General features: G+C 63.4%; 19 protein-coding genes. 7 read left to right on the top strand and 12 right to left on the bottom strand.

Translation table 11 applies throughout. The annotated features are described in order from the left end of the window. Positions 1-263: 263 nt before the first annotated feature. The 8 genes from LT988_RS17345 to LT988_RS17305 form a co-directional block, all read right to left on the bottom strand. Positions 264-8258: a SpvB/TcaC N-terminal domain-containing protein gene (locus tag LT988_RS17345; RefSeq protein ID WP_232406784.1), complete on the bottom strand. Its 7995-nt coding sequence runs from the start codon at positions 8256-8258 to the stop codon at positions 264-266. A gap of 638 nt (positions 8259-8896) precedes the next feature. Beyond that, on the bottom strand, positions 8897-9838 hold the full coding sequence (locus tag LT988_RS17340) for a nucleotidyl transferase AbiEii/AbiGii toxin family protein (RefSeq protein WP_232406783.1): 942 nt from the start codon (positions 9836-9838) through the stop codon (positions 8897-8899). Then, the gene (locus LT988_RS17335; protein ID WP_269752056.1) at positions 9835-10572 is read right to left on the bottom strand and encodes a type IV toxin-antitoxin system AbiEi family antitoxin; all 738 of its coding nucleotides are present in this window, start codon (positions 10570-10572) and stop codon (positions 9835-9837) included. The genes LT988_RS17340 and LT988_RS17335 overlap by 4 nt, the downstream gene beginning before the upstream one ends. 487 nt (positions 10573-11059) lie before the next feature. Continuing rightward, a complete protein-coding gene (locus tag LT988_RS17325; protein WP_232406781.1) occupies positions 11060-11734 on the bottom strand; it encodes an ATP-binding protein in 675 nt (224 codons plus the stop codon). Next, on the bottom strand, positions 11724-12578 hold the full coding sequence (locus LT988_RS17320; RefSeq protein ID WP_232406780.1) for a DnaT-like ssDNA-binding domain-containing protein: 855 nt from the start codon (positions 12576-12578) through the stop codon (positions 11724-11726). Before LT988_RS17320 ends, LT988_RS17325 begins: the two co-directional genes overlap by 11 nt. Further along, complete coding sequence (locus LT988_RS17315) at positions 12575-12799, bottom strand: helix-turn-helix domain-containing protein (protein WP_232406779.1); 225 nt, start codon at positions 12797-12799, stop codon at positions 12575-12577. Before LT988_RS17315 ends, LT988_RS17320 begins: the two co-directional genes overlap by 4 nt. A gap of 522 nt (positions 12800-13321) precedes the next feature. Beyond that, positions 13322-13723 (bottom strand): hypothetical protein, encoded by a 402-nt coding sequence (locus LT988_RS17310; RefSeq protein ID WP_232406778.1) that lies wholly within the window; start codon positions 13721-13723, stop codon positions 13322-13324. Positions 13724-13875: 152 nt separating this feature from the next. Further along, positions 13876-14340, bottom strand: coding sequence for a helix-turn-helix domain-containing protein (locus tag LT988_RS17305; RefSeq protein WP_232406777.1), 465 nt, complete (start codon positions 14338-14340; stop codon positions 13876-13878). A 140-nt stretch (positions 14341-14480) separates the two neighbouring features. On the opposite strand from LT988_RS17305, the gene LT988_RS17300 reads away from it, so the two are divergent. Both LT988_RS17300 and LT988_RS17295 read left to right on the top strand, forming a co-directional pair. Then, positions 14481-14837 carry a flagellar transcriptional regulator FlhD gene (locus tag LT988_RS17300; protein WP_232406776.1) on the top strand — a complete coding sequence of 119 codons (357 nt, stop codon included), beginning with the start codon at positions 14481-14483 and terminating at the stop codon, positions 14835-14837. Beyond that, positions 14834-15433 (top strand): FlhC family transcriptional regulator, encoded by a 600-nt coding sequence (locus LT988_RS17295; RefSeq protein ID WP_269752055.1) that lies wholly within the window; start codon positions 14834-14836, stop codon positions 15431-15433. The genes LT988_RS17300 and LT988_RS17295 overlap by 4 nt, the downstream gene beginning before the upstream one ends. A gap of 197 nt (positions 15434-15630) precedes the next feature. On the opposite strand, the gene LT988_RS17290 is transcribed toward LT988_RS17295, so the two are convergent. Continuing rightward, a complete protein-coding gene (locus LT988_RS17290) occupies positions 15631-17172 on the bottom strand; it encodes a transposase (protein WP_232406774.1) in 1542 nt (513 codons plus the stop codon). Between the two features lie 105 nt (positions 17173-17277). Here LT988_RS17290 and LT988_RS17285 point away from each other — a divergent pair, with 105 nt between their 5' ends. Next, entirely contained in the window at positions 17278-17457 is a 180-nt protein-coding gene (locus LT988_RS17285; protein WP_232406773.1) for a helix-turn-helix transcriptional regulator, read from the top strand. A gap of 708 nt (positions 17458-18165) precedes the next feature. Here LT988_RS17285 and LT988_RS17280 read toward each other — a convergent pair. After that, complete coding sequence (locus tag LT988_RS17280) at positions 18166-19443, bottom strand: tyrosine-type recombinase/integrase (RefSeq protein ID WP_232406772.1); 1278 nt, start codon at positions 19441-19443, stop codon at positions 18166-18168. Positions 19444-20077: 634 nt separating this feature from the next. On the opposite strand from LT988_RS17280, the gene LT988_RS17275 reads away from it, so the two are divergent. From LT988_RS17275 to LT988_RS17265, 3 genes are all read left to right on the top strand, one after another. Further along, positions 20078-20266 carry a hypothetical protein gene (locus LT988_RS17275; protein ID WP_232406771.1) on the top strand — a complete coding sequence of 63 codons (189 nt, stop codon included), beginning with the start codon at positions 20078-20080 and terminating at the stop codon, positions 20264-20266. A gap of 96 nt (positions 20267-20362) precedes the next feature. Further along, on the top strand, positions 20363-20581 hold the full coding sequence (locus tag LT988_RS17270) for a hypothetical protein (RefSeq protein WP_232406770.1): 219 nt from the start codon (positions 20363-20365) through the stop codon (positions 20579-20581). Between the two features lie 683 nt (positions 20582-21264). Continuing rightward, complete coding sequence (locus tag LT988_RS17265) at positions 21265-22257, top strand: HEAT repeat domain-containing protein (protein WP_232406769.1); 993 nt, start codon at positions 21265-21267, stop codon at positions 22255-22257. 19 nt (positions 22258-22276) lie between these two features. Here LT988_RS17265 and LT988_RS17260 read toward each other — a convergent pair whose 3' ends face one another. Continuing rightward, positions 22277-22600 (bottom strand): hypothetical protein, encoded by a 324-nt coding sequence (locus LT988_RS17260; protein ID WP_232406768.1) that lies wholly within the window; start codon positions 22598-22600, stop codon positions 22277-22279. Positions 22601-22826: 226 nt separating this feature from the next. On the opposite strand from LT988_RS17260, the gene LT988_RS17255 reads away from it, so the two are divergent. After that, positions 22827-24557, top strand: coding sequence for a winged helix-turn-helix domain-containing protein (locus tag LT988_RS17255; RefSeq protein ID WP_232406767.1), 1731 nt, complete (start codon positions 22827-22829; stop codon positions 24555-24557). On the opposite strand, the gene LT988_RS17250 is transcribed toward LT988_RS17255, so the two are convergent. Next, positions 24529-25332, bottom strand: a complete 804-nt coding sequence (locus tag LT988_RS17250; protein ID WP_232406766.1) for an RES family NAD+ phosphorylase — start codon at positions 25330-25332, stop codon at positions 24529-24531. The genes LT988_RS17255 and LT988_RS17250 overlap by 29 nt on opposite strands. Positions 25333-25436 lie beyond the last annotated feature (104 nt).

Here is a 25436-nt window from a genome sequence, read left to right as displayed (position 1 = left end):
ATCGGTGTCAGCGACGTCGGCCACCGTTCCGGAGTGGTCTCGGTCTGATGGACCATCAAACCGCCTGGGCACGCCTCCTGTTCCTGTTTGGCTAGCGGTGCGGGTGTTGTGGCAGTCGTCCGCAAAGAACTCACCGTCGCCGGGATGTGCAGAGGAATGCTCCAAGCGCCAGCCCTCGACGCGTCGCTCAGTCGACGCGTATCCGGACTTTCAGTCCGTAGGGCAAACCCACCGGCTTTAGCCGGTGGTTGTTTAGTCCTGTGTCACGGTATCCGGAATGATTGATAACGTAGATGCCCCATATAAACCGAGCTTACGGGAATAACCGTAGTGACAATTCTCGTTGGAGGTGGCATAGCTCCGATTTTTTTTGCTGTCTGGCGAGTGATAGGCCATCTTTCAGCAACTATGCGGAATGTTCCGGATTGAGGGTAATTACCTGCCTGAATAGCTCCTATATCAGACTCTTTGCCAATGGACGCCCTAGCAACTCTAGTCACTGGATGAGTATGGAGCACATCCGTCACATTTTTTCCTGCATATACAGCAACCGAGGCGGCTTCGCCTTCGATGGTATGCTCAACGCCACTAACCGTTGACACAGATATTTCTCTTTTCAAATGTACACTTTCCCTAAATATCTTTGCCTCAGCTACAGTTGCGGCTCTGGTCGTTTGACCTTCCACGTAAGCGAATTTAAACTCAAATTCATGTTGCAGCATCGTTTCCGCATCTCTAGCTGTTTCAGCAGGCGCTTTGTTAGCAAGCGATGGAGAAGACCGTGGGGGAGCTTCCGTTTTTCCCTTCAGTAAGCGTAGTCCTTTCTGCGGGGCTGCGGACGTTAGATGCTTTAGACCAATATCGAAGCCTTTACTAACGCCTACTTCCAACGTTTGTTTCGCAACTTCAACCGCTTGGTCTGTATCAGACGCCCCTGCAGCAGCTCCTCTTCCAATATTCCCAGTTAGATGCTTAGACAGGTCTTTCCCAAGAACGGCGCCGCTCGCCATCATTGCGATGTCAGTCACATTCGCACATGTCTGATACGCTGGATTCTGCGTGATAAGGTCCCAAAAACTCTCTGCAATCGACCGCGGGAGACTCTTAACGAACGCAATACCTCTATACAAATTACCCCTCGGATCATTCCTATAGCTTTGCCTACCGCTTGGGTCGCTGATCCTAATAGGATTGTTTCTAGAGTATACGAAAAAATCTGATCCATCCATCAATCCGTCCGGATCGACGCTTATCCATCTTCCTATCCAAGACGCATAATATCTTGCCCTGTGATAACCTAATTCCGTCTCCTCATCCCGCTCCTTCCCCGTATACCGGTACCGTTTCGGCGTTTCGGTTTGATCACGCACGGCCTGATAAGCGGTACTCCCAAAGGAATAATACTCCTCGAAGGAAATGATCTTCGAGTCACCATCCAACTCCAAACTCGCCGATCCAATATGATTCCCAAGCTGGTAACGGATTAATTGCTCTGCCGGTGAATTGGCAACATCTGTCCGTGTCTCCACCAAAGCGATCCGCTGCTTGTCGTCCATAATGTGCAGGGTCTCCCGCTCCAGTGTTACCGTGCTCCCATCGCCTGAGTAATCGCGGTAGCTCTCATAGCCGCCGAGATAGATGCGCTCCGTCTTGTGCGTTCCGTTCTGCCGTTCCGTCACCTTGCGCACCCGCTGCCCGCCGGCGTCGTAGACGTAATAGGTCGTCTTCGGTGCGCCCTGGTTGACTACCTGTCGCGCGCTCGTTAGCAGTTGGTCCTCGAAGTCCCAGCGCATCTCGGACAGATGCGGCATGGAGGTCATGTTGCCGTGGTCATCATGAGTGTATTTCTCGGTGGCACCAGTGCCAATCCGGGTGCTGCTCAGCCGGTTGCTTTTCTTGCCAGGGTCCAGCAGGCTGTCTTCCTGGTAGGTGTATTGGCGGGTCCAGCCGGGGTTTGCCGGATTCGTTCCCTGATGGATCATCTTCAGGAAGTTGCCGACCTCGTCGTAGACATATTGCTGGCGATACCGGCCCATGGCGTTGCCGTCACTCGGATGGAGCAGCCTCGGCGAATCGGTGTGACTGCTGGGTGTCGGCGGTAGCGGGCTACCGTTAGCGGCTTGGCCCAAATGCTCGCGCCCCGTCGCCTCGGTCAGGCGGTAGATGGCGTCGTAGCTGTAGTTCGCGGTTGGTTCCACCCGTTGGTTCGCGAAGAAGATCGTCTGCTGGGCATCGTCGCGGATGCGGGTGATGTTGCCGGCCGGATCGTAGGTGTAGTGCAGATTCTGGACCTGGCAGCCGGGCCAGCCGGCTTTTGGCTGCTGGGGGCAGTCATCGAGGAAACTGGGGTCGCGCCGTGTGAGCAGATGGGTCAGGCGATAGGTCAGTGGGTCGTATTCATACCTCGTGGTGACCTTGTTGCCATAGTCGATCCGGGTTCGCTGGCCCTTGGCGTCGTAATCGATGTTGATGACGAAGTCGGTCCAGACGGGCTGGCCGTTCTGTTGCTCGCCGCGCAGGTTGACCCTGATGGCCTGCAACAGATTGGCCTCGTTGTAGGTCAGGCGGCTATCGCTTTGGTCCGGGGTTCTTAGAGCAATGGGGCGGTTCAGGGCATCGTAGGCGGTGCTGCTCTTGAAGGTTTCGCCGGGCGGTTGGGGAAGACCCCAATCGAGGATGTCCTTGTACTCGTCGGCCAGCTCACGGGTGCTGGCGAGGAGATTCCCTTTGAAGTCGTAGCCATAGGTCACCGCGCCCGCCCCGTCGCAGTGCCGATAGACGCGGGTGCGCAGGTTCAGGGCGGCCGCATTCGCCTGGCCTTCGCCATAGTCGATCTCCTCGAATCGGGGCTCCTTGTTCAGGGTCCGCGGGTCGGAGTGCTGGGCATCGGTGCCGCGAACGTACCTCGCGACCGGCCGCCGCAGCGTGTCGTATTCGGTCCTGAGGGCATGGCCGCGGCTGTCCCAGGCGCGGATCGGGTTGCTGGCGACATCCTTCAACAACCAGCGCTCGCCGGCCTCCATGCTCGCATGGTGGATGCTGTCGGGGCCTTGGTCTTCCTCTCCGTCCTCGCGCTGCTCGGGGCCGGCGATGTCGTAGTCGTAGCGCATCACGATCCGGTCCTTGGCATCGATGACCGCGCGCTGATTGCCCTCGATGTCGAGCTCGACGCGGGTGGCAAAGAGGAGGCGCTCAGTCGGCTTCGCGGGGTCCGGTCCGTTGTCCGCCAGGGTCAAGAAGGGCCGGCCGAGTACATCGAAATGGGCGATGGTCGGCGTATCGGCATGCTTGGCTGCCTTTTGGGCCGCTTCCTGCTCCGCGTTGCCCATCTGGCCGGTGGTGCGCTCTTGGTGCCAGGTCTGCCAAGCGGCCGGCTGGGTCTTGAAATACGCCTCGACGAAGCTGGCGATATCGGGATCGGTACGCGGGTCAGCCGTCTGCTGACCACTGGCGGCAACGGTGTCGTTGACGTCGTAGGTGGTCTGCCGCCAGGGGTCGAAGCCGACCTTCTCGTAGGTATGGTTCGGGTGCAGGGTGGCGATGACCCGGTCCAGCGGATCGTAAAAGAGCACAGGGCTGACGCCGGTGTCGGTCATGTCCCGCTCGGGCTCATAGAGGTGCGCGGCGCTGAAGAATGGCTCGTACTTCCGAACCGGCTTGCCCTTGTTATTAAAGACGGTGCGGCCGGTGCCGACCCAGCGCGGATCAGCTCGGCCCTGCTCCGGCTCGCCCTTCGCATCTCGCTTGAGCTTGCCAGGACAGGTATCGCCACTGGCCATGACGACCGGGTTCCCACGCTGGGGCGCCTCGCCCGGCTCGGCCTGAATCTTTTTCTGGATCTCCCGGCCGAAGCCGTCGGAGTAGCTAAAGCCGACCTGGATCTTGGTCTGGGCGCCGCCAGGCTCGTGCAGATGGGTCTCGCGGGCCAGCGTGGCGGCGAAGGGCGGTTGGCTGCCGCATTCGGGGTGATCCGGGTCTCTGGCGCGCGTGAAGCGCTCTAGGTCGTAGACGATACGGTTGGTGGCCTTGCCGAGAAGCGATGCAGCCTCGCCCAGTGGGTCCGCGACGAACTGTTGGAGCTCGGCAAGGGTTGGGTCGGGGTCGAATCCCTGTAGCAGGTCCCCGAGGCCCTCGCCGGACTTGCCCATTGTCGCGGTGGCGACGACCAAGCCCAGGGCATCGAAGGCGGCGGCGGTTTGGTTCCCGTTGGCGTCCGTGACCAGGCTGGGCTGCAGGACGCGGTAGTCGTTGGCGGCTTCGACGGTGTTGCCCAAGGCGTCCTGGGTACGGGTCGCTAGGAGGTCGTAGGCAAGCTTGGACGGGACAGCCGGGCCGTCGAAGTCGACGAGGGTGTCCTGATCGAACGGGTCGCGATAGCGGCGCGGCAGGTAGAAGTGCGCTTGGGCCTCGGCCAGCTCCTGGGCGGCACTATGCTTGGGGTCGGTGGAGTAGTGGACGCGGCCTGCCGGTATCCACCAGTTGCCGTCGATCTGGATATAGCCGCCTTGGTCGGCCCCTTTGCCGCCCAGCAACTGGGTGAGCTGGACCGGGTCGGTGGGCAGCAGGGGCTCGTCCGGCTGACCGGGGCGCCGGGGCGTGTAGACCTGATGCAGCAGGCCCGGGGTGAAGGCCAGGGTATAGCTTTCGCCCGGCAGGGCTAGGGGCTCGAGTTTTCCGAGGGGCAGGAGGCCGGTGAGATCGTCCTCGCGGTAGCGGGTGCGGACATGCTCGATCAGGCGCTTCTGTCTGTCGCCGGGGCTCGCCGTCACCTCGTAGTCGATCTCGGCGGCAGATTCGAGCCGTAAGAGGCCGGTGATTGGGTCCTTTGTCGTCCAATCGTCCATGCTGAAACGAACGGCCTTGCTTTCCAGCTTGAACCCCGTTAGCTCGTAGGTACGCGTTTCGGCGGGCAGCGGCGCCCGGTGGTCGTCCGGGTACTTGATCGTCTTGCCGTCGGTGGTCTCGACGGAATCGTCGATCGGGTTGGTGACGCTGTTCTCCGTAAAGGTGATCAGTGGTCCGGTCTGCTTGGCCTTGTCGGCCGCGGTCAGTGACGGGTCGGTCGACGCCTTGCGCCGGCCATAGCCGATGGCGAGCGCCTCCAAGACGTTGCCGTAGTCATCGACATGCAGCGTGAGGGCGTGGCTGATGCGCGGGTCCTCCGGATCGCGCTCGTAGCGATAGCCAAGGGTCTCGCGGGCGTGGGTGAAGAAGACGGCATGGCGGTTGTCTTTGCGTCCCTGAATGAGCCGGACGGTGAAGTTCTGCTCGGTGACGCTGTAGGGGGTTTGCTCCTTGTCTCCGCCGTCCAGGGCATAAACCTCCTGACGCAGCATGGAGCCTTTGATGGCGCGGCAGGCCTCGCGGGCCTCGTCGACCGAATGTCCCGGTGGGAGCACCGTGTCCGGGAGAAGACGTGCGCGCGCCTGTTTATCGTCATACAAGCGTCGCTCCACATCGTCCAGGTGGAGCTTGGAGGCTTCGTCGTCGGTCAACCCCGGCTCGCGGTAATACTCGCCCTTGTCGTTCCCGTCCAGCAGACCGGCGAAGAAGTCGGAGACATGTTCCCGGCCCAGATAGACGCCGGTGTGGAACCACGTGCGGGTGAGCACCGGCGGGACATGGGAGGCCGGATCCTCGTTGGTCGCCGCGGGCAAGGTACCGTCGGCGGTCAGGGCGGCCAGCTCCTCGGTGTCCCACTGCTCGACCATGCCGAAGCCGCGGAACTCTCGCTCGACGCCGTCGAAGAAGCCGTGGTGGTAGGCGTAGCGGGTGGTGAAGCGGTTGCCGCTGATGTGGTCGTGGGTCTCGACCCGTTCTACCACGTGGACCGGGAAGGGCAGGCGGGTGATCCAGGGGTGGCCGGCCTGTCGGTCGGTCAGATAGAACGAGGTGGAGGCGACATACCGTACTCGGGTCTCTGCACCTAGGTTGTTCTTGAGGCCGACCATCAGGTGCGGTTTGCCCTGGGCCATCAGGTCCAGATAGCGCAGGGCGGCACGGGACTCGCCGGGCAGCGGCGATGACCAGACCAGGCAGCCGGTGCCGTTGCCGAGCAGGTCCACCGCAACCACCGACGCGACGTTGTCGACATCCGGAAAGCCCGCGAGCGTCTGCGGGGCGCCCCAGGCGTTGCCGGACTGGTTGAGCCAGACGCGGGTCTCCCGGCGCCCGAGATAGAGGATGTCGGTCACGCCGGAGCCGTCGATGTCGGCGAGCCGGATGCGGCGCGGGTCGAACTGATCCGGCGCGTCGAACCATGGGGCATCGTCCATGGTCACCTTGGCGCCGAAGCGGCCGTAGCCCAGATTCGGCCAGTAGCAGACCTCGCCGTTGCGGATAACGACGATGTCGGTGAGTCCGTCGCCGGAGAGATCGGCGAGGAACAGGGTCTGGCTGCCGTCAGCGAAGACGACGCGGGGTCCGTGCTCCTCATCGAAGGCGGCGGGCAGGCGCTCGGCGCTGCCGAAGCCGGCCTCGGCCAGGGACGGATACCAGGTGAATACCTCATCCTCGGTGATCAGCACGTCGGCATGGCCGTCGCCGGTGAGGTCGACGAGCTTGAGGTTTGGGTCCTGCCAGTCGAGGTTTGGGTTGTCCGTGAACGGGCGGAAGGGCTGCCAGTCTCCGTCGTCGGTACGCTCGTAGAAGCCGGCAATGGGCGGGCTCAGCTCGACGAGATCGAGCTGGCCGTCGCCGGCGAGGTCGAGCAGTTGACGGCTGCCGCCGGCGAGGCCGCCGCCGGGCCGCGAGGGGATGGTCTCGACGGGGCCCAAACGCGCGGCCGTTCGGGCGATACCGTCCGTGACGGTGCGGGTCAGCGGTGACTCGTTGCGCTTGTAGAGCCAGGCGCCGCCCTGCTCGGTCAGCACGCCTGCGAGGCCGTCGCCGTCCAGGTCCGCCCATTGGTAGGTCGAGCCGTCGAGGCCATAGGGCAGGTTCTCGACGCTCTTCGAGTCGAGCTCGCGGACGGTGTCGTCGAACACGGCCGCGCTGTAATCGAATTCCACCGGTGGGAGCGAGCGCTTCAGGTAGCCGCCGGGCTTGCGCCGGTAGCCGCATTGGGTAACCGAGGTGAGGACCGAGTGGATCGGATTGCGAGGGTCGCCCTGCGCTTGCTCATGCTCGTAGCGGTAGGTGAAGTCGGTGGAGCGGACCAGGCAGTCGGCGCCGACGCCGGTCTCGTCCGGGAAGTGGCCGACGCCGGTCTCGTCCGGGAAGTTATGGAACATCAGCACCCGCTGGCAGAGACGGCAGGTGCGCACCTCGAAACCGGCGCGGTAGGTGGAGAAGGGGTCGTGGCGATAGGTCCAGTCGCCGGCATCCGACGGTGTCGGGGCACTCTCGTCGTGCTCGCCGTAGTCGAAGACGACCTCGAACATCCAGGCATCCTTGTCTCTGTTCTCAATCTCTGCGCGGGTTAGGAACCGTGGACGCTTTCCGGCCGCATCGAGCAGGGGTTTGCGGTTGCCGTAGCAGATGCGCTTGAGGTAGCGGTTGGTATGGCGGCGCGGGTCGCCGCTGCCGCCGCGGTTGCGCTCGCAGGCCTTGGTCAGGTCGACGCCGGTACCGTTCTCCGCCTTGTACTCGTAGAGGACGGCGTTGCCCTTGTCGTCGCGGGTCTCGGAGATGAGCCAAGAGAAAACGCGGCCGGGGTCGTCGGGGTCCTGAATGCGAGAATTGGCGCCGGGGCCGTAGAGGGTGAGGATGTTGTCCTTCGAGATGGAGCGCCAGTGGACGTCTGGCGGCTCGGCGGGTTGGCCGGTCTCCGGGTCGAGTTTGGTCCAACGTTCGATGCGCGCGAACAGCCCCTCGATGCGGGGTCGGTAGCGGTGGATGGTGTAGCCGGGGGCACGGGTGCTGTCTTCGTAACGGGAACCGTCCGACGTCAGCTCCGGGACCAGGTCCTCGCTGCCGGAGAGCAGGAAGACGTCCGACTCCTGCGCGTCGAAGTAGCGTGGAAGCCCTTTGTCGGTCTTGCGTGTGATCGCGGGCAGGGAGAGGTCCCAGCCCAGACCGAAAGGACCATTGCCGGAGCCGGAGTCGTATGACAGTGCGAGCTGCGGTCCGAAGCCCGAGCGCCCGGGGCTGGTGGCGACGGGGATGGTCAGCGAGCCGGTGCCGGTGACGGGATTGGCGGCGAACTTCTCGCCGATGCCGCGTACGGCACCTCCTCCCTTTGGCAGCGCGAGAAAAGGCGGTCCAGCGACGCCACCGGATCTCCCGGAAGCATTGGACGAATCGGCGCGAGGCAACATGCTGCAACCTCCGAAAACTCGGTGAAGGTGCCGAATCCCCTGCCTAACTTGGTCTTTCTGAGTATAGCGGCCGCTATTGATTCCGCCATTCGAAGGCCCGCAGTAGCGAACCGATTCGACGAGGTGTTGGTCGTTGCGGCGAGAGATCGTGAACCAAATGCCGCAAGGTTTGCTGCGCGGAACCTGCAGTGGGACCTGTGCGAACGAACGATGCTGACTCCGAAACGCTTTACACGCGCGGACGGTAGGGCCGCACATGTCGTTATGTCCCGGGTCCCAGGCGATATATGAAGCGACGATCGATGCTGCTGTCGCTTCAAGCGGCCGCTCTTGGGACAGAGTTCCCGCTGGCGCCACGAATCGGACGTCCGCTTCCTTTGGTGGCGCTTCGCCGGCTATTGGGGCTTCAGTGACCGCAATGCGGTGTTAGCGGACGCTGATGTGAACTCCGTGATTGACCGTTCATGGGGCGGAGCGATCGCTCGGATGGCTCGGCTCGGTGGCCGGTCTGGTTCGCTCAGACCTTGCGAACACGCGTTAGGCGGTGTCGCATCGTGGATAGATGGCCGATGGTGAGGTGGGCGAATTCTAGAAGTTCGTGACCACATCGTTTTGGAAACAACACCTGCTCTCTGCTTTCAATGCTCCCGAGCCGCCAGCGACGTACTGTCCGCCAGCTTGGCGGCAAGCACATCGGCCTGCACGGCAAACTTCTTCGCATTGGTCTTCTGCAACTGCGCCAAGTTGTGAAGCTTCCAACGGATGCCCGGCAGATGTTCGAGATGTGCGATGCCCAGCAGCGACCAGTCGGGCGTGCCGGCGACCAGCGACAGCAGGAAGCGTCGCTCGTTGTCATCCAGCCCCTGCTGGAGTTCGCGGACCATGCGCTCTTGCGCGGCGAGCAATGCATCGAGCGGCACCAGCTCGGCGGTCATGCCCGCGAAGTTGTGCGCGTAGTCTTGTCGGATGTCGCGCAACGGTGGAAACAGCACTTCATGCACCGGACGGTTGTGGCTCGCCAGGTAGACGACGAAGGCGCGCCGGATACCAGGCGTGATGCCCTCATGCGCGAAAAGCTGCATCACGTCGAACAGGTCTCGCGGGTGCTGTCGGTCCAGCGCCGCGACCAGCTTGCCGCCGTACACGTCCTCCAGCGAAACCACCGGGATGTCCAGGTCGGCCATCAGCAGGTCACGGGCGACAGGCCTGAGCGAGGCGCGGCGCACCGGCTGCACCGTGCCGCGCATGACGACGTTCACTTCGATCTTGACTTCGATTCGACCACGACGCACCAGCAGCTTCGTTTCGCCGGCATCGGCCGCCGGCGCATGCGTCTGGAACCCACGCGTCCTCAACCGCTCGGCGGCCTGCCGGATGGCGTCGTTGATGCGCGCCAGCGCCTCCTCGCGCGGCGGCACATGGTCGGGAAAGATCAGATCGAGATCGACCGACAGGCGCGGCATGTCGCGAACGAATAGGTTGATCGCCGCGCCGCCCTTCAACGCGAAGGTGTCATCCACGAACACCAACGGCGCAACCTGCGTCAGCAGGCGCGCGGTATCAAGATAGACCGGATTCATGATTTGAGCACCAAGATGCCGTCGGCCGATCGGGACACCCAGGGCCGGTCACTGCCCGTCGGCAGCTTGGCGGGATCGAGCTTGACGGCCCATGGCAGTGAGCCTTCGCGGCCGAGCTGAAGACAGAGCCGGACGGTCTTGACGCTCATGCAGTGCTGCAACAGTTCTCGCAGCACGTCGGCGCGGAGGCTGTAGGCGCTTTCGACAAGTTCGCGGGCTTCCTGCAACGATTGGCGCACGCCGACTTCGCTCAACAGCTCCAGCAGCGCGCGTTCCGGCGCCGAAACCTGCGGCGCCCCGCTGCGCTTCTCGAAAGGGTCGACGTGCAGCAAGGCGTTCGGCTGCTCGTCGAAGAGGCGCTTGCGGTGATACTCGGCCGGAAAATGCTCGGTGAACCACTCCGGCAGGCGCGCTGCCATCCATCCGTACAGGTGCAGAATAGGTTGCTGCGACACGTACTGGCGCAGGCCATACCAGTCGAGTGCCGACCTGCCGCCGACATGTAAACCGTCGAATCTGCGTTGCAGCAGCAGCAGGCTGGGATTCAGGGCCAGGGTGTCGTTCGGGCGGCAGTAGACGCCGCGCGCCAGGCGCGTGAGCCAGCCCGCCCGGACGTAGTGAACGGCCAGGTCTGCTGAGATGCCCAGCGCCGCCAGGTCCTCCAAGGTCAGCGGCGTCCCCGGCGCCAGCCGGGTGTAGAGTTTATTTAACTTACTTGCGCCAGTCGTAGTCATACTACGATTGATATAACTTTTTCAAAGGAAAGTCAATTTGATTTGATTCTCCCAGTCGTAGCCAGACTACGATAACGACAATTTTTCTAAGCAACCCCAATCAACCGTTGGGTAATCCAGCGCGAGATGCCTCCGGCTACCCACCCCCTTGCCTCTCGGAATCCTCCCGTGCGATGAACGCTTCCGGCATGCGAGGGATCAGCGTCATTGCATCGACCGGCTCGCCATATGTCCGCACCCGCAGCGCGCGTAGCGGTCGAGGTCGGCTTTCAGGCTGACCGGGGCCAAGCGATCTAACGGGCGGCATCGCCGCGGCAGCGATCGAGGCCACGCGCTCCGCCACGACAGGCGGTCGGAGCACGCGGGTGACGTGCATCATGCGCCCGTGTAGAGCATTGCATGGCCGGTTTCTCCCGAAGTGAGCTCCGTGCGACAGCGTGAATCACCTCCCCGGAAAAGCTCCGCACGCACCCGATTCCGGACCGCATCAAACGTCACCCCCGCTGCGCCGATAACTCGGCCAGGTGAAGGACACCACGGCGGAGTCGCCTTCGCAGAGCCGGTCCATGATCCGCTCGCCGAGGTAGCGCTCCATCTCCTCGTCGGTCAGGTTGCCGATCAGGATCGTGGCACGCAGGTTCGCATAGCGGGTATCGAGCACGTCGAACAGCATGGCGCGGCGTTTGTCGTCGCTGCCGATCGCCAGTCCGACCTCGTCGAGCACCAGCAGGTCGGGGTCGGTGAGCATCGCCAGCGCTTCGCTCTCCGAGCACGCCGCCCGCGTCGCGTAGGTATCGCGCACCGTGCGCAGCGCGGCCGGGACGGACATGAACAGCCCCGTGTAGCCGGCCCGGATCACACTCGCGAGGATGGCACAGGCGAGATGCGTCTTGCCGGTACCGGGACCGCCGAGCAGGAGCAGGCTGTCGCCGTGACGGGCGCCGGCCGCAAAGCGCGCCGCGTAGCTGCGACAGACCCTCGAGGCCAGCTCCTGCTCCGGCGTCGTGGCCAAATAGCTCTCGAAGGTCTTCGCGCGAAAGCGCGGGGGGATTCCGCAGCGTCCGACGGCCGATTCGAGCCGGCGTTGCGCCTCGTCCCGGCGTGCGGCCAGGAGTTGTCGGATCTCTCGGCGTCCGTGCTCCGCCAGCTCCTCAAGCGACATCAGCCGGCAGCAGCCAGGGGATGCGATCGAGCGGGGTCGCTCCGCGAGCGTAGTCTTTGTCGGCGAGTCGTCCGGTCGGCTCATGCGGTGGCCTCTGCGTCGTGCGGGCCTGCAGGGTCTGCAGGCGCTGGATAAAGGTGGCGTCCCAACTCGTGCGGTGCGACCCGGCGTCGGTCCAGTAGGCTACGAACTCCTGGACCTGTTCCTGGACCCAATCGCGCGCGATGCCCTGCTTGGCGGCCCAACTCAGGACCCGGGCACCGGGTCCCCAGTCGGGCGGAATCGGGCGCGCCGGATCGGGTCTGCGTTTCGGGATGTCGTGTGACACGCCGGGGTCGCGTCGCGACGACGGCGATTTACTGACGGTTCCATGACCGTTCATATGACGGTTCGGGGGACATGACGCTTCAGAGCGCGAAAGGTCTCCCGGGTGCTGTCGCCCCCGGTCCAGGGGCGTGTCGCCCCCGGTTCGAGGATTCGGCCCCGTCGGGTCGAGCGGATCCAAGACGATCGCACGTCCGTCGTCGAGGGGAATGGGTTCGCTGCCCCACGCTGTTTCCTCGTCGCGGATCGGCGCCTGCGCGGGGGATGCGCCAACCGCAAGGCTGTAGAGTGTGCGCTGCGGCCGGCTGCGCGTGCGCTGGATCAGACCGCGCGCCTCGAGTGCCGCCAGACAGCGCGTGACGGTGCGCCGATCGACCTCGGCGCGCGCGGCCAGGCGCGACAACGACGGCCAGCAGTCACCCGCCTCGTCGGCATGTTCGGCCAGCGCCAGCAGGACCAAGCGCTGGGCCGGCGTCAGTCCGCGGCAGTCCCAAGCCCAATCGCGTGCCGCTCGGCTCATGCCGGGCACTCCTGCTCGCGGCGGCGTTGCAGCAGATCCACGACCTCGACATCCAGAGCGCGGGCGATGCGGCGCATGCTGGCGAGGGTCGGGTTGGCCTCGCCGGTCTCGATGCGGCAGATCCAAGCTTGCGAGGCCCCGGCGCGCTTGGCCACCTCGGCTTGGGTCCGACCGGATCGCCGGCGCAGGTGACAGAGGTTTCCTCCGATGGTGTTGTTCATTCCGGGCTCCGAATCGCTGTCTGTCATATCCGGCCCGGCGGGCCGGGCCGACCGGTGCATCGCCGCCGCCGACATGGAACACACGCTTGAGATCGTCCCGCCGACAGGGTTGCCGAAGCCTGGGCCGGTGCGGAAAGCGTCCTCGAACGCTGAACAGATGATAGGCCGAACGCGAGCGCGGCGAAGCCGCTCAAGATGACGCTTTTCGACGTCTTTCGCGGGTTTTGGGCATTGTTGTCGGCCGTCGGGAGCGATGTGGCGTAACGCGCCCGGCCGGAGCGGCCCGACACCCGAACAGTCGGAGACAAACAGGGGATGACAGCGGGCGGCGGGCTTGGCGCTTTGCGTCGGTCCATGCGGTGACGATGGACGGACAGCCCGATCGCTCACCCACCCCGGCAGGTGGGCCCTGCCGAGGGCGCGCGAGGCTGTGCGGAAACTGTCACGACCGTGCTGGATCGGAAGCGGTCGGTGCTTTCCCGCAGAAACGCGGCCGCTCGCGGACGAGCGGCCGTCCTCGGATCAGGACGGTTCGAGCATCGTCGCGATCGTAAAACTGATCATACTCAAGAGCAGCGCCACGAATCCGATGGTCAAAATGATGTTGTCGGGCATGTCCGACAGGAACTCCACCAGGTAGAGCGGGGCGATGGCGGCAAACAGCAGCAGAGTGCAGAGCACCCGCAGAATGCTACGGTGCTGTCGGTGGCAGCGCTGAGCCGCCGGCGGCGCAGCCGCGATCGCGGGAAGATCGATGCGATGATCCGGATGCGCCCGTTCGAACGCGTTGTGGTTCTTGAGATTGATGCCGCCGATATCGATGCTCAACGACGGCATCGCCAGCTCCGACGGTCTCGGCTTGGGCACGCTCTCGCCCATGATCCCGCGAATTGTCGAACGAATTTCATCACTCTTGTCGACCATCGAAAAAACCTCCGCTGTTCCGTGATCCGAAGTCTGCACATCGTGTCGAACGCGTCGGATCGTCGCCGGACGCATCAACCGGGTCAACACAAAAAAGCGTCTTGCGACCCTCATTCCGAAGCGGATTCGCGGAAGCGTGCACTCGGTCACGCTCAGCTCGCCAGCCTGACGAGTTCCAACACCGGCGCCTTGCGGACATCCTCGCTGCTGCGATAGAGGCTGTAGAGCGCCGCAACCAGCTTGGCCTTCTTCGTCGGCGTCAAGGTCGCGCCGATCTCCTCGAGTCCGCCTTCAACCGACTCGAGCAGGGTTTCCAGCAGAGCCACGTCGACCGGACCCCGCACGATCGCGTCCGTGCCGTCCTCGGCGCGCCCTTGCCCGGTCGCCAGCCAGAGCAGAGACACGCCGGCCACACGGGCGATATCGACCAGCTTGTCCGCTCCGGGAACGCTCGCGCCCGCGAGGTACTTGCGGAAGATGCTCTCGGAAATCCCACACTTTTGCGCGAATGCGTTCGTGGACGCCATGCCCTTGGCCCGCGCCAGGCGCGTGGCGAATCCGGCGGCATCCCAGGAGCATTCGGGATCTAAATCAGAATCTTGTTCGTCCGTTGTCATGGTTCTACCACCCGAGTCGCGTGCCGAGAAATCGCTTTATAGTGCGTTATATAGCGGCATTTGCGCTTATTTATTTGAAAGTTTCGTTTTATGAGAACGATTATAGCACTGTCAGCATGTTTTTTGCCGCGAGAACGAAGATGACGGACACGCACAAGACCCCCGACGGGGAAGCACCCCGGATAGACCCTGCGGCGTACCAAGATTGCGAGGTCGATACCCTGAATCTGATGTGGCTGCTCGGCGCACGCGAACTCGCCCGTTCGGACGCCGAAAAGGCCGTCTTGGTCTATGGTCTCGACCGAGAAGTGCTGGACATCCTGCGTCATGCCTCGCTCGCAATGCTGCACGAACTGGCTGCTTCGGGCGTGCTGTTGTTTCGACCGCGTTTTCGTGTGTGCTGGCTGCAGGAACGTCTTCGGACGACCGGGCCGTCCGCACTCGGGTTGGGGCTGCAGGTGATTCTGCTCGCCGCCGACGAGGCCGCGCAGCCATGAGACTTCGGCATCACGCCAGGACGCAGCTGGCGATCGCCTTGATCCGGCGCGGCATGCGCACCTCGCTTGTGGCGCGGATCAGCGGTCTGCGGCCGGCCGTACTGCGCGAACTGCACCACGAGATCCACGGCTGTAAGCCTTTGCCCGGTCAGCTGCCGAGCACCGCCACCCTCCTCGGCACGGCGCGCCGGCAGGCCAACGCATCGCTGTTCACGGGCTTGTATCGCGCCTTCGGCGGCGCGGCGGTTCAGCGGAGCATCGACATCGAGGCGCTGCTCACGGGGCATCGCCTCTATCTGGAGCAGATGACGCGGCTGGCGGCATCCGACACGCTCGGTTCACCCCTCGACATCAATCATAGCTGGGTGATTGCACGCGACCTGACCACGGGGCTTGTGCTCTTTCGCAGCTGCGAGCGCTGCGCGATCCCCTATGTTGCAAGGGCGTTCTCGCACCGGGCCGTGGATTGTCCGATCTGTGCGTTGAAGGTGTCTCGGCAGTCGCGCGATGGGGCTGATCACCTGCCACCCGACGAAGCCGTGCATTCACCTCCGGCTGGCGAGCACAGGGATCACATCACGACAACAGATCCCTGACGTCGGCCGCCCCGCTCACCCTGCGACTCGAGCGATCACCGTTAGATCCATCTTGGCGCTCAGCCCAATCCCGGCGCGCCGAAGCGCCAATCGAAACGCCTACTTCATTTGGAGACGTTATCCTAAAAAGAGCAGTTAGCGCCCGTCGCGGAGCGTTTTCGGCCCGCGGGCGAGTACACATACCGGCGGTTCGGCGGCTACGCCGGCGCCGGTAACACCGCCGGCGGCTGCAATTGGCGGCCGTTGAGATACTTCACCAGCGCCCGCGAGAGGAGCCGGTACCAGCGTTGCAGGGGACTCAACTGCTCCGCAGTTCGGCGCGGGGTGTTGAAGAAGGCCGCGATCTCGCGGCAGGTCGCCTCCACCCACCCGGCTTCGGCATGGGGATGGCTGATGGTCAGGCGCCTCTGCCCGCCGTGACGGGTCAGTCGTGCCGGTGCGCTGAGCAGCAGCGGGCGGCTGGTGATCGCCTCGGTGTGCCGAGTCGGGTCGGCCAGGCGCACGAACAGGCTCCACCAGTTGTAGGTCAAGGCGGTGATGCGCGCCATGAAGCGGCAGCGCTTGATGTCGCGGGTGGTGAAGCCGCCCCAGCCCCAATGGTTCTTGAGCTCGTCGAAGGGATTCTCCGCGTCGGCGCGATCGCGATAGAGTTGCGCCACGCTCAGGATCTCATGGGGCAGCGAGGTCACCAGCACGGCGTACTCGTAGAGGATCGTCTGGTCGGTGAACTCGGCGAAGCTCAGGCGCAGCTGCTCGGGATCACCCTGCTCGACGACGGCCAGGTCGGCCTTGATGCGCCGGCGCAGCACGACGGCGCGCCGTGCGCGGCTCCAGCCCGACAGACGCAGGGTCGTTTCGGCCCCTTGCCAGCCTTGACCGGCATCGCACCACTCGGCATCGCGCATCAGGCGCTCGACGGTCTGCTTGACCTTGGAGGTCATGCGCAGCTTGAACAGATAGGGGATCCCCTCCTGCTCGGCACGCGCCATGTTGGCTTGGGTGCCCCAGTCGCGGTCGCCGCGAATGCACAGCGGCCAGTGCACCCGCGGCAGGCGCGCGAGCAACTCCCACAGCCCCGGCGCGCTGTACTTGGACGCGGTTTGGTTGCCGGCCAGCACCTCCACGTCCAGGATCAGACGCAGACCGGCGACGAAATAGGTGTGGTAGGTGTGCGAAGGGCGCCCCGGCTTGTGCGGGTTGTAGCCCTTGAGCGCACCCTCTTGATGCCCGTAGAGCGGCTTGACCGTCACGTCGGTATCGAGAATCCAGGGCACGCCCGGCACCGGGGCCACGCAGGCGTCCAGATGGTTCTGCAACCAGGCCACCCCGTCGGCTTCATCGAGCTTGCCGAGGTTGCGGCGCACCGAGTCCTCGCTCACCACCGCCTCCATGCCCAGCAGGGCGGCGTTGATGGTGTCGCCGCGCAGGGCAATGATGTGGGCATCGCGCTGATGCCCGGACAGCACCGCCAGGATGGCGGTACCGAGAACGTCGCGCGTGCTCGGGGCGTTCGGGCTGGTCAGCTTCAGCGGGCAGCTCTCGACCCAGGCGTCGAAGCGCCCGCCCAGGCGCAGAAACTCGGTGAAGAACGGCAGCTGCCCCAGCGGGGTGACCGCCGCCTGCGCATCCCACTCGACGTGGACGCGGCCGCCAAACGTGTCCACCGCAACCGGGCCGGCATGCGGTACCAATGCGGTGGTTTCGGGTTCACCCTGCGGGTGAGGGATCGGATTGCTCATCGGGACCTCCTTGCGCCGATATTTCAGCCGCTTGGATCACTCGAGGCAAGGTTTAACTGCTCTTTTTAGGGTTATATGCCAACCTCTGTGCTGCGCTTACGAACCGTGCTTGAGCGCACCGGCTACAGCCGTTCACGAGTGTATGCCCGCATCGCCGCCGGACTCTTTCCACGTCCGATCGCGCTGGGTGCACGCGCGGCTGCATGGCCCGAGCATGACATCGAAGCGATCCTCGCCGCGCTGATCCGCGCGGCCACCGACGACGAGTTCGCACCCTGGTCTTAGAAATCCATGCGCAACGATCGACCTTCGGTCTCGGTGCGGATGAACGCGCGCTCGCCGCGGCCCAGGCCTCCGCCGCACCGCAGGCGCCGGCGTCACGTCGATCGGGCTGACTCCAGCAGACGGGGCGTTCGCAGAGCAAAGCCTCACTTCGCACTTCGGCCGACCTACGACAGCGAGCCGATGCGGCAAAACCAAGTGGTGTTCCGCAGGCGAGAGGCCCGAGGACATATCGAGTTCGGCGCCGCTCTCCGGTCTTGGCCCGGCCCTACGACAGAGCAATCGGCAACATTCGCCGAAGGATCCGCCGAGATGGGCACACAGGCCGGGGACGAGGGTTTCGGAGCCGCCTTCGGATCCGTCATCGAACGAGTAACGAGGGCAACCGGGGCCAAATCGCTGCACTCTTAATCCGTAGTGTCGCGTGTCGCTTGTGGAGCGGTGCCGTCCGCTGCGGTTTTTCTTCACCAGCAACTCCGTCTGATCGCCACCCAGTGAATGACTACGGCGAGCGTCTCCCACTCCACGTCGACCAAGATCTCCTGAATCAAGAATGTCACCTACGAAACGCTGAAGCGCCAGGAATTTCGGGAGTCGGTGGGGAGGCGTTCCCGGACGTTCACTGGAATCAGTCTTACGGGGAATTCAAGGCGACGGGCGAAAGCCAGAGCGATCTGTCGTCCCTTTCGGAGCATCCAGCCTCGGTCCGGTTCAACTCGACAATACTGCCTTCACCTTCGGGTCGACTCGGTGGCCGAAACCAGGCAGTTTCGCGACGGCGGCCTTCAGGGTGTTGTCGCACAGGTGGGCATAATGTCGGCTGGTGATGCGGGTGTCGGCATGGCCCAACAGCTTGGAGATGGTAAGCAAATCCACCCCCATCTGCGCCAGGGTACTGGCGTAGGTGTGGCGTAGCTCGTGAAAGCCAATCTCCGGTTCGATCTTGGCTTGCGCACAGGCGGCTTTGAGCAATCGGACATGGTGGTTCTTACCCCAGGGGTCGGCATCCTCCCGCACGAAAACGTAGTCCTTCCCAGTCTTAACCGTGATGCTGGTCTTGAAGAAATCCAGGCCCTCGGCATGCAGAGGGACATGACGACCTTTACCGCTCTTGGCCTCGGGGCTGATATAGACCAAGCCGGTATCGAGGTTCACGTCCTTCGTGAGCAAACGAGTCAGTTCTCCGTATCGGCAACCAGTGAATAAGGCCGCCTTCACCAACTGGCGGAAGTGCGGCTGGCATGCATTGATGAGCCGGATGGATTGGGCGGTGCTCAAGAATCGGGTAACAGGTTCGTCGGCGTTCTCGAAAGGCTTCACACGCCGCCACGCGGTGTCGTCGCTGACCAGCCCATCCCGAAACGCTTTGTTCATGATCGCTTTCAAGACTGTCAGGATCCGATTGGCGGTAGATCTTCTGGCGCGTTTCCCGTCCGGAGTGGTGGCTTGTTCCCGATAGGCCGTCTTCGTGGATCGATTACTGCTACGCTTGCGGGCCGGAGTAGTGGCCAACTTTTTATGCCACCGTTTGATCTCGGGCGTCGTGATGTCCATGAGCAGTTTATCCGCCCAGGTCGGCAGGATGTGGGCATTCACCGTGGCCTCGGTCTCACGGTATGCCTTGCGGTGGTCCTTGTACCACGCCAGATAGGCGGTCGCCGCCTCGCCCAAGGTGACTGGCTTGCTGTTGGGTAGATCAGGTTTGCGGGCCTCCTGAGCAAACGCAATTGCCTTGCCCTGAGCTTGGAAGAACGTGAGCACGTTCGTCTCATCGGCTTCCATAAAGTCATCAGCCTCACCCAGCGTGTGCTTCAGATACTTTTCGCCGGTCCACAACCTGGCCTGCCAGGTCCCGTTGCCCTTCATGGTGCGACGGTAACCCAAGGCCAAGCCGTCACCGATCGTCACAAAATGAAGCGTGCCGCGGATCGCGAGCTTAAGGCGATTGGTACGGGTTTCGAGAGGATTGCTTCTGACCGATCGTGCCATGGCGCATTACTCTTGGCGGGTAACTGACGGGTAACTGATGATCTGGGATCACGATGGATAGTATGGGATGAAAAACGTTAAATCTCAAACTATATCATAATGTTGCTGTTGTCCCAGAAGATCCTGGGACGTCCAGGATAGAACTCTTTCACAGCGGTAACCGGGGTTCGAACCCCCGTGGGGACGCCAATAAAAGCAAAGGCATGCGGCAACGCATGCCTTTTTTGTTTTGGCGACCGGCAAAGTTTCCGAATGATTTCCGAACTTCACGATGCGCGATCTCTTCATCGTCGACAACAGCGTTTCAGGTTGGACGGGTCTCCGCCACCAGCAAGAGTGGTGCGGCATCGCGAGAGCCTTCGCCGTCTGGAACTTCCACATCGGCGGTTACCGACAGCGCCTTGTTCTGGGCCTTGCGGGAAGGGAGGGCCGTCTATGGTTGAGCGAACCCTCGCGGAGATCCTGCTCGCTGCGGCGGAACACGGTCAACCGGCATTCGCCACGTTGGCGGCAGATCCGAGCCTGCATGATTCACTCGCGGGTTTTCATGCCCAGCAGGCGGTGGACAAGGCATTGAAGGCTGTCCTTGATCACGCTGCGGTGATTTTTTCGTCGCACTCACGACATCGCCGAGTTGCTTGATCTGCTCGAGGATGCGGGACTCAGCGCACCACCGCATGCGGCACATCTGGATGAGTTGAACCCCTACGCGGTCGAGATGCGCTATGGACTGATCGAGCCGAACGGCCTGGATCGCAACAGAACGGCTTGCTGGGTGTTTAATGTCACTCAGCGGGCTCGCGCACGGGTGCATTCGGAATGATCACGTCAGCTCATATTGCAGCCGCCGCGCACCGGATCGAGCGCCCGTTCTCGACACCAACGCCAATCCACAGCTGCGCCTGATGATCCGCCGCGAATGACTGACCAAGACGGACCTCTGTCTCCGCTTTCGGACACCCCGGAATCCAGCCTCTGCTATTTCGTCGACGAGGCCGGCGACCCGACGCTTTTCAATCGCACAGGCCGGTTCATCGTCGGCGAGGAGGGCTGCTCGGGTTACTTCTTGCTCGGCAAGCTGGAGATCGAGGATCCGGAGGATCTGGCTGGACAGTTGGAGACCTTGAGGTCGGCGTGACTGGCCGACCCTTGGTTCAGAGGTGTGTTTTCGATGCAACCGGAAAACCGCAAAACAACGCTGGCTTTCCACGCCAAAGACGATCTGCCGGAGGTCCGTCGAGAGGTTTACGGACTCCTGCGGAAGGCGAACGTGCACTTCTATGCCATCGTGAGAGACAAGGCCGACCTGGCAACCTCTGGGCACTGCAACGGTGAATGTTGTCCCTAGTACCCCGTTCCACCCTATTTTGCGTGCTCAGCAAGGCGAGAAGCGTTCGGCGGCTAGGCGCGCGAGTGAAGGAAGAGTGGTCCTCTTTCAAGCTCGCGCAACAACGGCGCCGAACGCTTCTCGCCTTGCCCTTCGGGAGCCCCCCAAAGGCGCCGGGGCGGCTTTACAGCCCTTGGAAATAGGATCCACTATTCCCCGCGGACTGTGCCTTGCCCCGGCGCCTTTGGGGGGGCTCTGAGCATGCAAAATAGGGTGGAACGGGGTACTAGCCTGAAGGAGCAGTAAGTCAGCCCGTGCTTAAAATCAAGGCCAGGTTTTTGGAAGCGGGATTCTGCGCGATTTTGCTTGGAGAGGGCAGGGGAAAAGAGAACAGGCCTCGATAATTCGCTATCGCGAGGCTCCGAGGTGGACGCGTGCTACGGTTGTCAGGCCGATAGATCACAGTTATCACACCGCTTCGGAAGCATACATACATGGCCCCACGCCGCGACATCCGCGATCAGACAGACGCCTTCCGGTCGCTCTGCGATCGGGAGATCCCGGAACGCGTGCTGGCCGCTGCAAGAGAGGCATTGGCGGATCGGCATCACCTGATGGTCGCGAAGGCCGCGGAGCTGGCCGGTGATCGGCTGTTCTACGCGCTCGAGCCGGACTTGATCGCGGCCTATCGGCGTTTTCTGGAAGATCCGGCGAAGCGCGACCCAGGGTGCACCGCCAAGGGCGCCATCGTGCGCGCGCTGGTCGCGCTGGACAGTCAGGATGCCGGCTTCTACATTGCCGGCATCCGCTATCGCCAACCCGAGCCGGTGTGGGGCGGCAACGTCGACACGGCCGTCGATCTGCGCGTGAGCTGCGCCATCGGCCTTGCCGCTACGAGCGATCCGCGCGCCTTGATCCATTTGGTCAACCTGCTCTACGACCCGGAGCCACATGCGCGCAGCGGCGCTGCGCGTGCGATCGCCTGCACCCAACCCCTGGCGGCCGAAGCGGTGCTGCGCTCCAAAGCGCTCGGCGGCGATCCGGAGCCGGAGGTCGCGGGCGACTGTCTTGTCGCACTCTTGCAGGTCGCCGGGGAGGATGCACTCGACTTCGTCGGCGGTTTCCTCGTCACGCCGAGCACGGAGATCAACGGACTCGCCGCACTCGCGCTCGGGGAATCGCGGCTCGACGGCGCCTTGGACCTGTTGCGCACCTGCTGGGACGCCGAGCCCCTCAAGCGCGGTGCGCAGCATCTGCTGCTGAGGGCGGCGGCGCTGCACCGCAGCGAGGCGGCGCTCGATTGGCTCGTCGCGATTGTCGAGTATGCGGATCGCGCGAGCGCAGAGGTCGCGATCGCCGAGCTGGGCGCCTACCGCAATAATGCGCGACTGCGGAAACGCCTTGGCGGCGTGGTCGCCGAGCGCGACGATCCGCGACTCGGCGCAGCCTATGCCAAGGCCTTTCCGCCCACGACGCCGGGGACATAGCGCACCCCGGCGTCGACCACTATCGGCCGCTCCTCTCGACCGACGCATAACCCTCCTCCGATCCCTCCTGCGACGGCATGGCCTCCCAGACAAACCCGTCAAGCTCATAGCCGAGAACCATCGGCTCGCCGTCGACCGAGACCAGGATCTCGACCCTTTCGGGCGAGCGGATGGTCCGATTCTCGACAGCCGTGGTTGAATCCGGAAAGCGCTGCTTCAGATCGCGGCAGACCAGCTCCGAGACGGGGCCGATGTCGCCGATCTCCGGCGGATCGGGTGTGCAGATGGCAAAGCCTTCGAACGTCGCAAACGACAGACCGACAATTAGGGGGAGCTTCATCATGGTCGTGTCCTCTTCTCCGGTGGTCGATGGATCCCTCCGTCCGAGTCCGATAGGGCATCGCCGGGCGTGCCGAACGGCGGGGGTTGTCTTCAGGAATAGGCGAATCGGCACACATTGTCCTGACGAAAACACGCCGAAAGTCGGATGATCTTCCGCCGGGCATTTCGTCGTTTCTCCGTCGGCTAGACTCATAGCCATGAGCGAACCCGAGACTGCGTCAGAACCCATGCCCGACCCGCAAGGTTCCGGCATCTCTCCCGCCACACGGGGAGAGGATGGCTTTCGGGTCGGTCTCTGGTCGGTCGATCCGAAGGGAGGTCTTCTGGGCCGGGGCACCGAGCTGGTCCGGGTCGAGCCCAAGGTGATGGATGTGCTGGTCTACTTCGCCGGGCGCTCGGGCGAGGTGGTATCTCGGGAGGAGCTGGAACGCGACGTTTGGCGCGGTGCCTTGGTGGGTTACGACGCCGTGACCAAGACGGTCACCAAGTTGCGCCAGGCATTGGGGGACGATCCCCGCAACCCGAGATACATCCAGACCGTGCCCAAACGGGGTTACCGGTTTGTCGCCGAGGCTGAACGGGCCGATCCGACCGAGAGCTCGCGACGCGAGGGGCTCGATCGGATCACGCGACCGCTCGGTTCTCGGCGACGTCTGCTGCTTGTGATCCTTCTCGGGGTGGGGGTCTTGGCCTCGTTTCTATTCTATTTCCGGGTGCTCGGGCCTTTCGGCGGGCCCGTCGGCGCACCCGGCGAAACACAGGAATCGAGCGGTCCGACCCATCCCGTCCCGTCGACGATGACCCGCGTCTTGGTCCTGCCTTTCGATGTCTTGGGCGACGATCCGGACCAGCTCTATCTCGCGCGTGGTCTCACGGCCGACCTCATCGCCGACTTGTCGCAGCTCTCGGGGTTGTCCGTGACGGGTGCAGGGAGCCGGAACAACGCGGCGGACGTCAAAGAGACCGCATCCCCCGGCATTCGCTACGAGGTCTGGGGTGGCGTGCAACGCGTGGGCGATCGCATCCGGGCCGAGGTCCGCCTCACGGATGCGAGCAGCGGTCGCCAATTGTCCGTCGAACGCTACGACCAACCGTTCGAGAATCTGTTCGAGGTTCAACAAGACATTCGGAACAGATTGGCAAAAGCCCTTTTGGTGACGCTGAGCGAGGTCGAGAAGAATCGGGTCGCGCATCGCTACACCCGATCCGTGGAGGCCTACGACCTCTTCCTGCGCGCGCAGTCCCAGCTTCTGGTGCGCCGCGAGGACCAAAACAGACGCGCACGGGATCTCTACCTACAAGCGATCAGGAAAGACCCCGGATTCGCCCGCGCCTACGCGGGGCTCGCACTCACATATGCCTACGCGTACCGTAATCAGTGGACCGGCGGCGGCACAGCCGCGCTCGAGCGGGCGTTGACGATGGCCGAGACGGCCGCGGAGATCGACCCGAACCTCCCGGAGGTCTATTGGACACTCGGCTATGTGAAGGTCCAACAGCGGCGGCACCAAGAGGCATGGACACATCTCGATCAAGCGCTTCGTCTTGACCCCGGGTTTGCCGACGCCTTGGCGCTTAAAGGCGGCATCGAGACCTATTCCGGCCGGCCTCGAAGCACCATTCCGCTCGCCAGGGCCGCCATCCAGCTCAATCCGAGTGCCGGTTATCTCTACTACATGATCCTCGGACGGGCCTATTTCTTTATCGACGACCAGGTCCAGGCCCTGATCAACCTGCGTGAGGCGGCCATGCGAAACCCCGAGGTCCTGGAAGTCCGCGTCTTTCTCGCGGCCGCCCTCGAGCTCGGAGGGGAGCACCAGGACGCAGAGTGGGAAGCGGAAGAGATTCGCGCCATTCATCCTGATTTTTCGACCGACACTTGGCTGGAGACCTACCCCATGACTGACCGAGATCAGCAACAGCGCCTTATCAAAACCCTGGCGAGATTGGAACTTTAAGTGGCGAGTGCGACGGCACCGTCGTCAACCCGCCGGGAGCGGCAGTGAACCATCGACGGTGAAGAGATCGACCGGAAGAACATACAACTCGGGCTCGTCCTCGCAGACGAAGAGAATGCGATCGGGACGGGTCTCGCACAGCCAGGCGCGGACGCCGAGCGGGGCCCGTCGTCAATGCCTCCGGCTCAAGCAGCGCAACGTTGATGCCGCGATCCGGGTCGCGGGCCGAGAGAAACTCGAAGGCAACGACACCGTTCTCGCGCAACGCGCTTCCGAGACGTTGACAGACTTCATAGTCGCTCGGGTGACGCAGTTGTATCTCGTAGGTCGCGCAGGGCGGCGCCTGCATACGGACACCGCGCTCGCTTCGCCAACGCGCACGAAACTGGGTGTGTTGGGTCAGCAGTTGGCCCGATGGCGGGTGAACCTCCATCGCGGGCCAAAACAGGAAGCGATCGAAGGCGACCTCGGCGAGCAGGGTCGGGAGTGCGCGCGCACCGTAGAGCAGACTCGGCTCGAAACGCGTCCCGAAGCGCAAGCCGTGACGGAGCGGTGGATAGCGGAACGGGGTGGCAAGCAGATCATGGAGACGCTCGGTTCCGGATCGCAGCGGTGGCTTGGAGCGCTCGATCAGCTCCTCGAGCAAGGCCTGCTCGGCTAGGCCATCGACCAGCGAGGTCGTCGCGATCTGTTGCTGGCTCTCGACCATACGCAGCAGATCGCCGCCGAGGGGACCAATGTGGATCGTTTCGCGGCACGCTGACCAGAGGTCCATCGTCCGGGTCAGGCGTTACCACGCATCGCGTCCGGATATTCGACAACGCGCACCAGACCGGCGACCGAGCGCACTGCATCGGGCGGTGAGGCCGGCGTGAACGT

It is taken from the genome of Thiocapsa bogorovii, from assembly GCF_021228795.1.
GTDB classification, from domain to species: Bacteria; Pseudomonadota; Gammaproteobacteria; order Chromatiales; family Chromatiaceae; genus Thiocapsa; species Thiocapsa bogorovii.
This window is presented reverse-complemented; position numbering and strand designations above follow the sequence as displayed.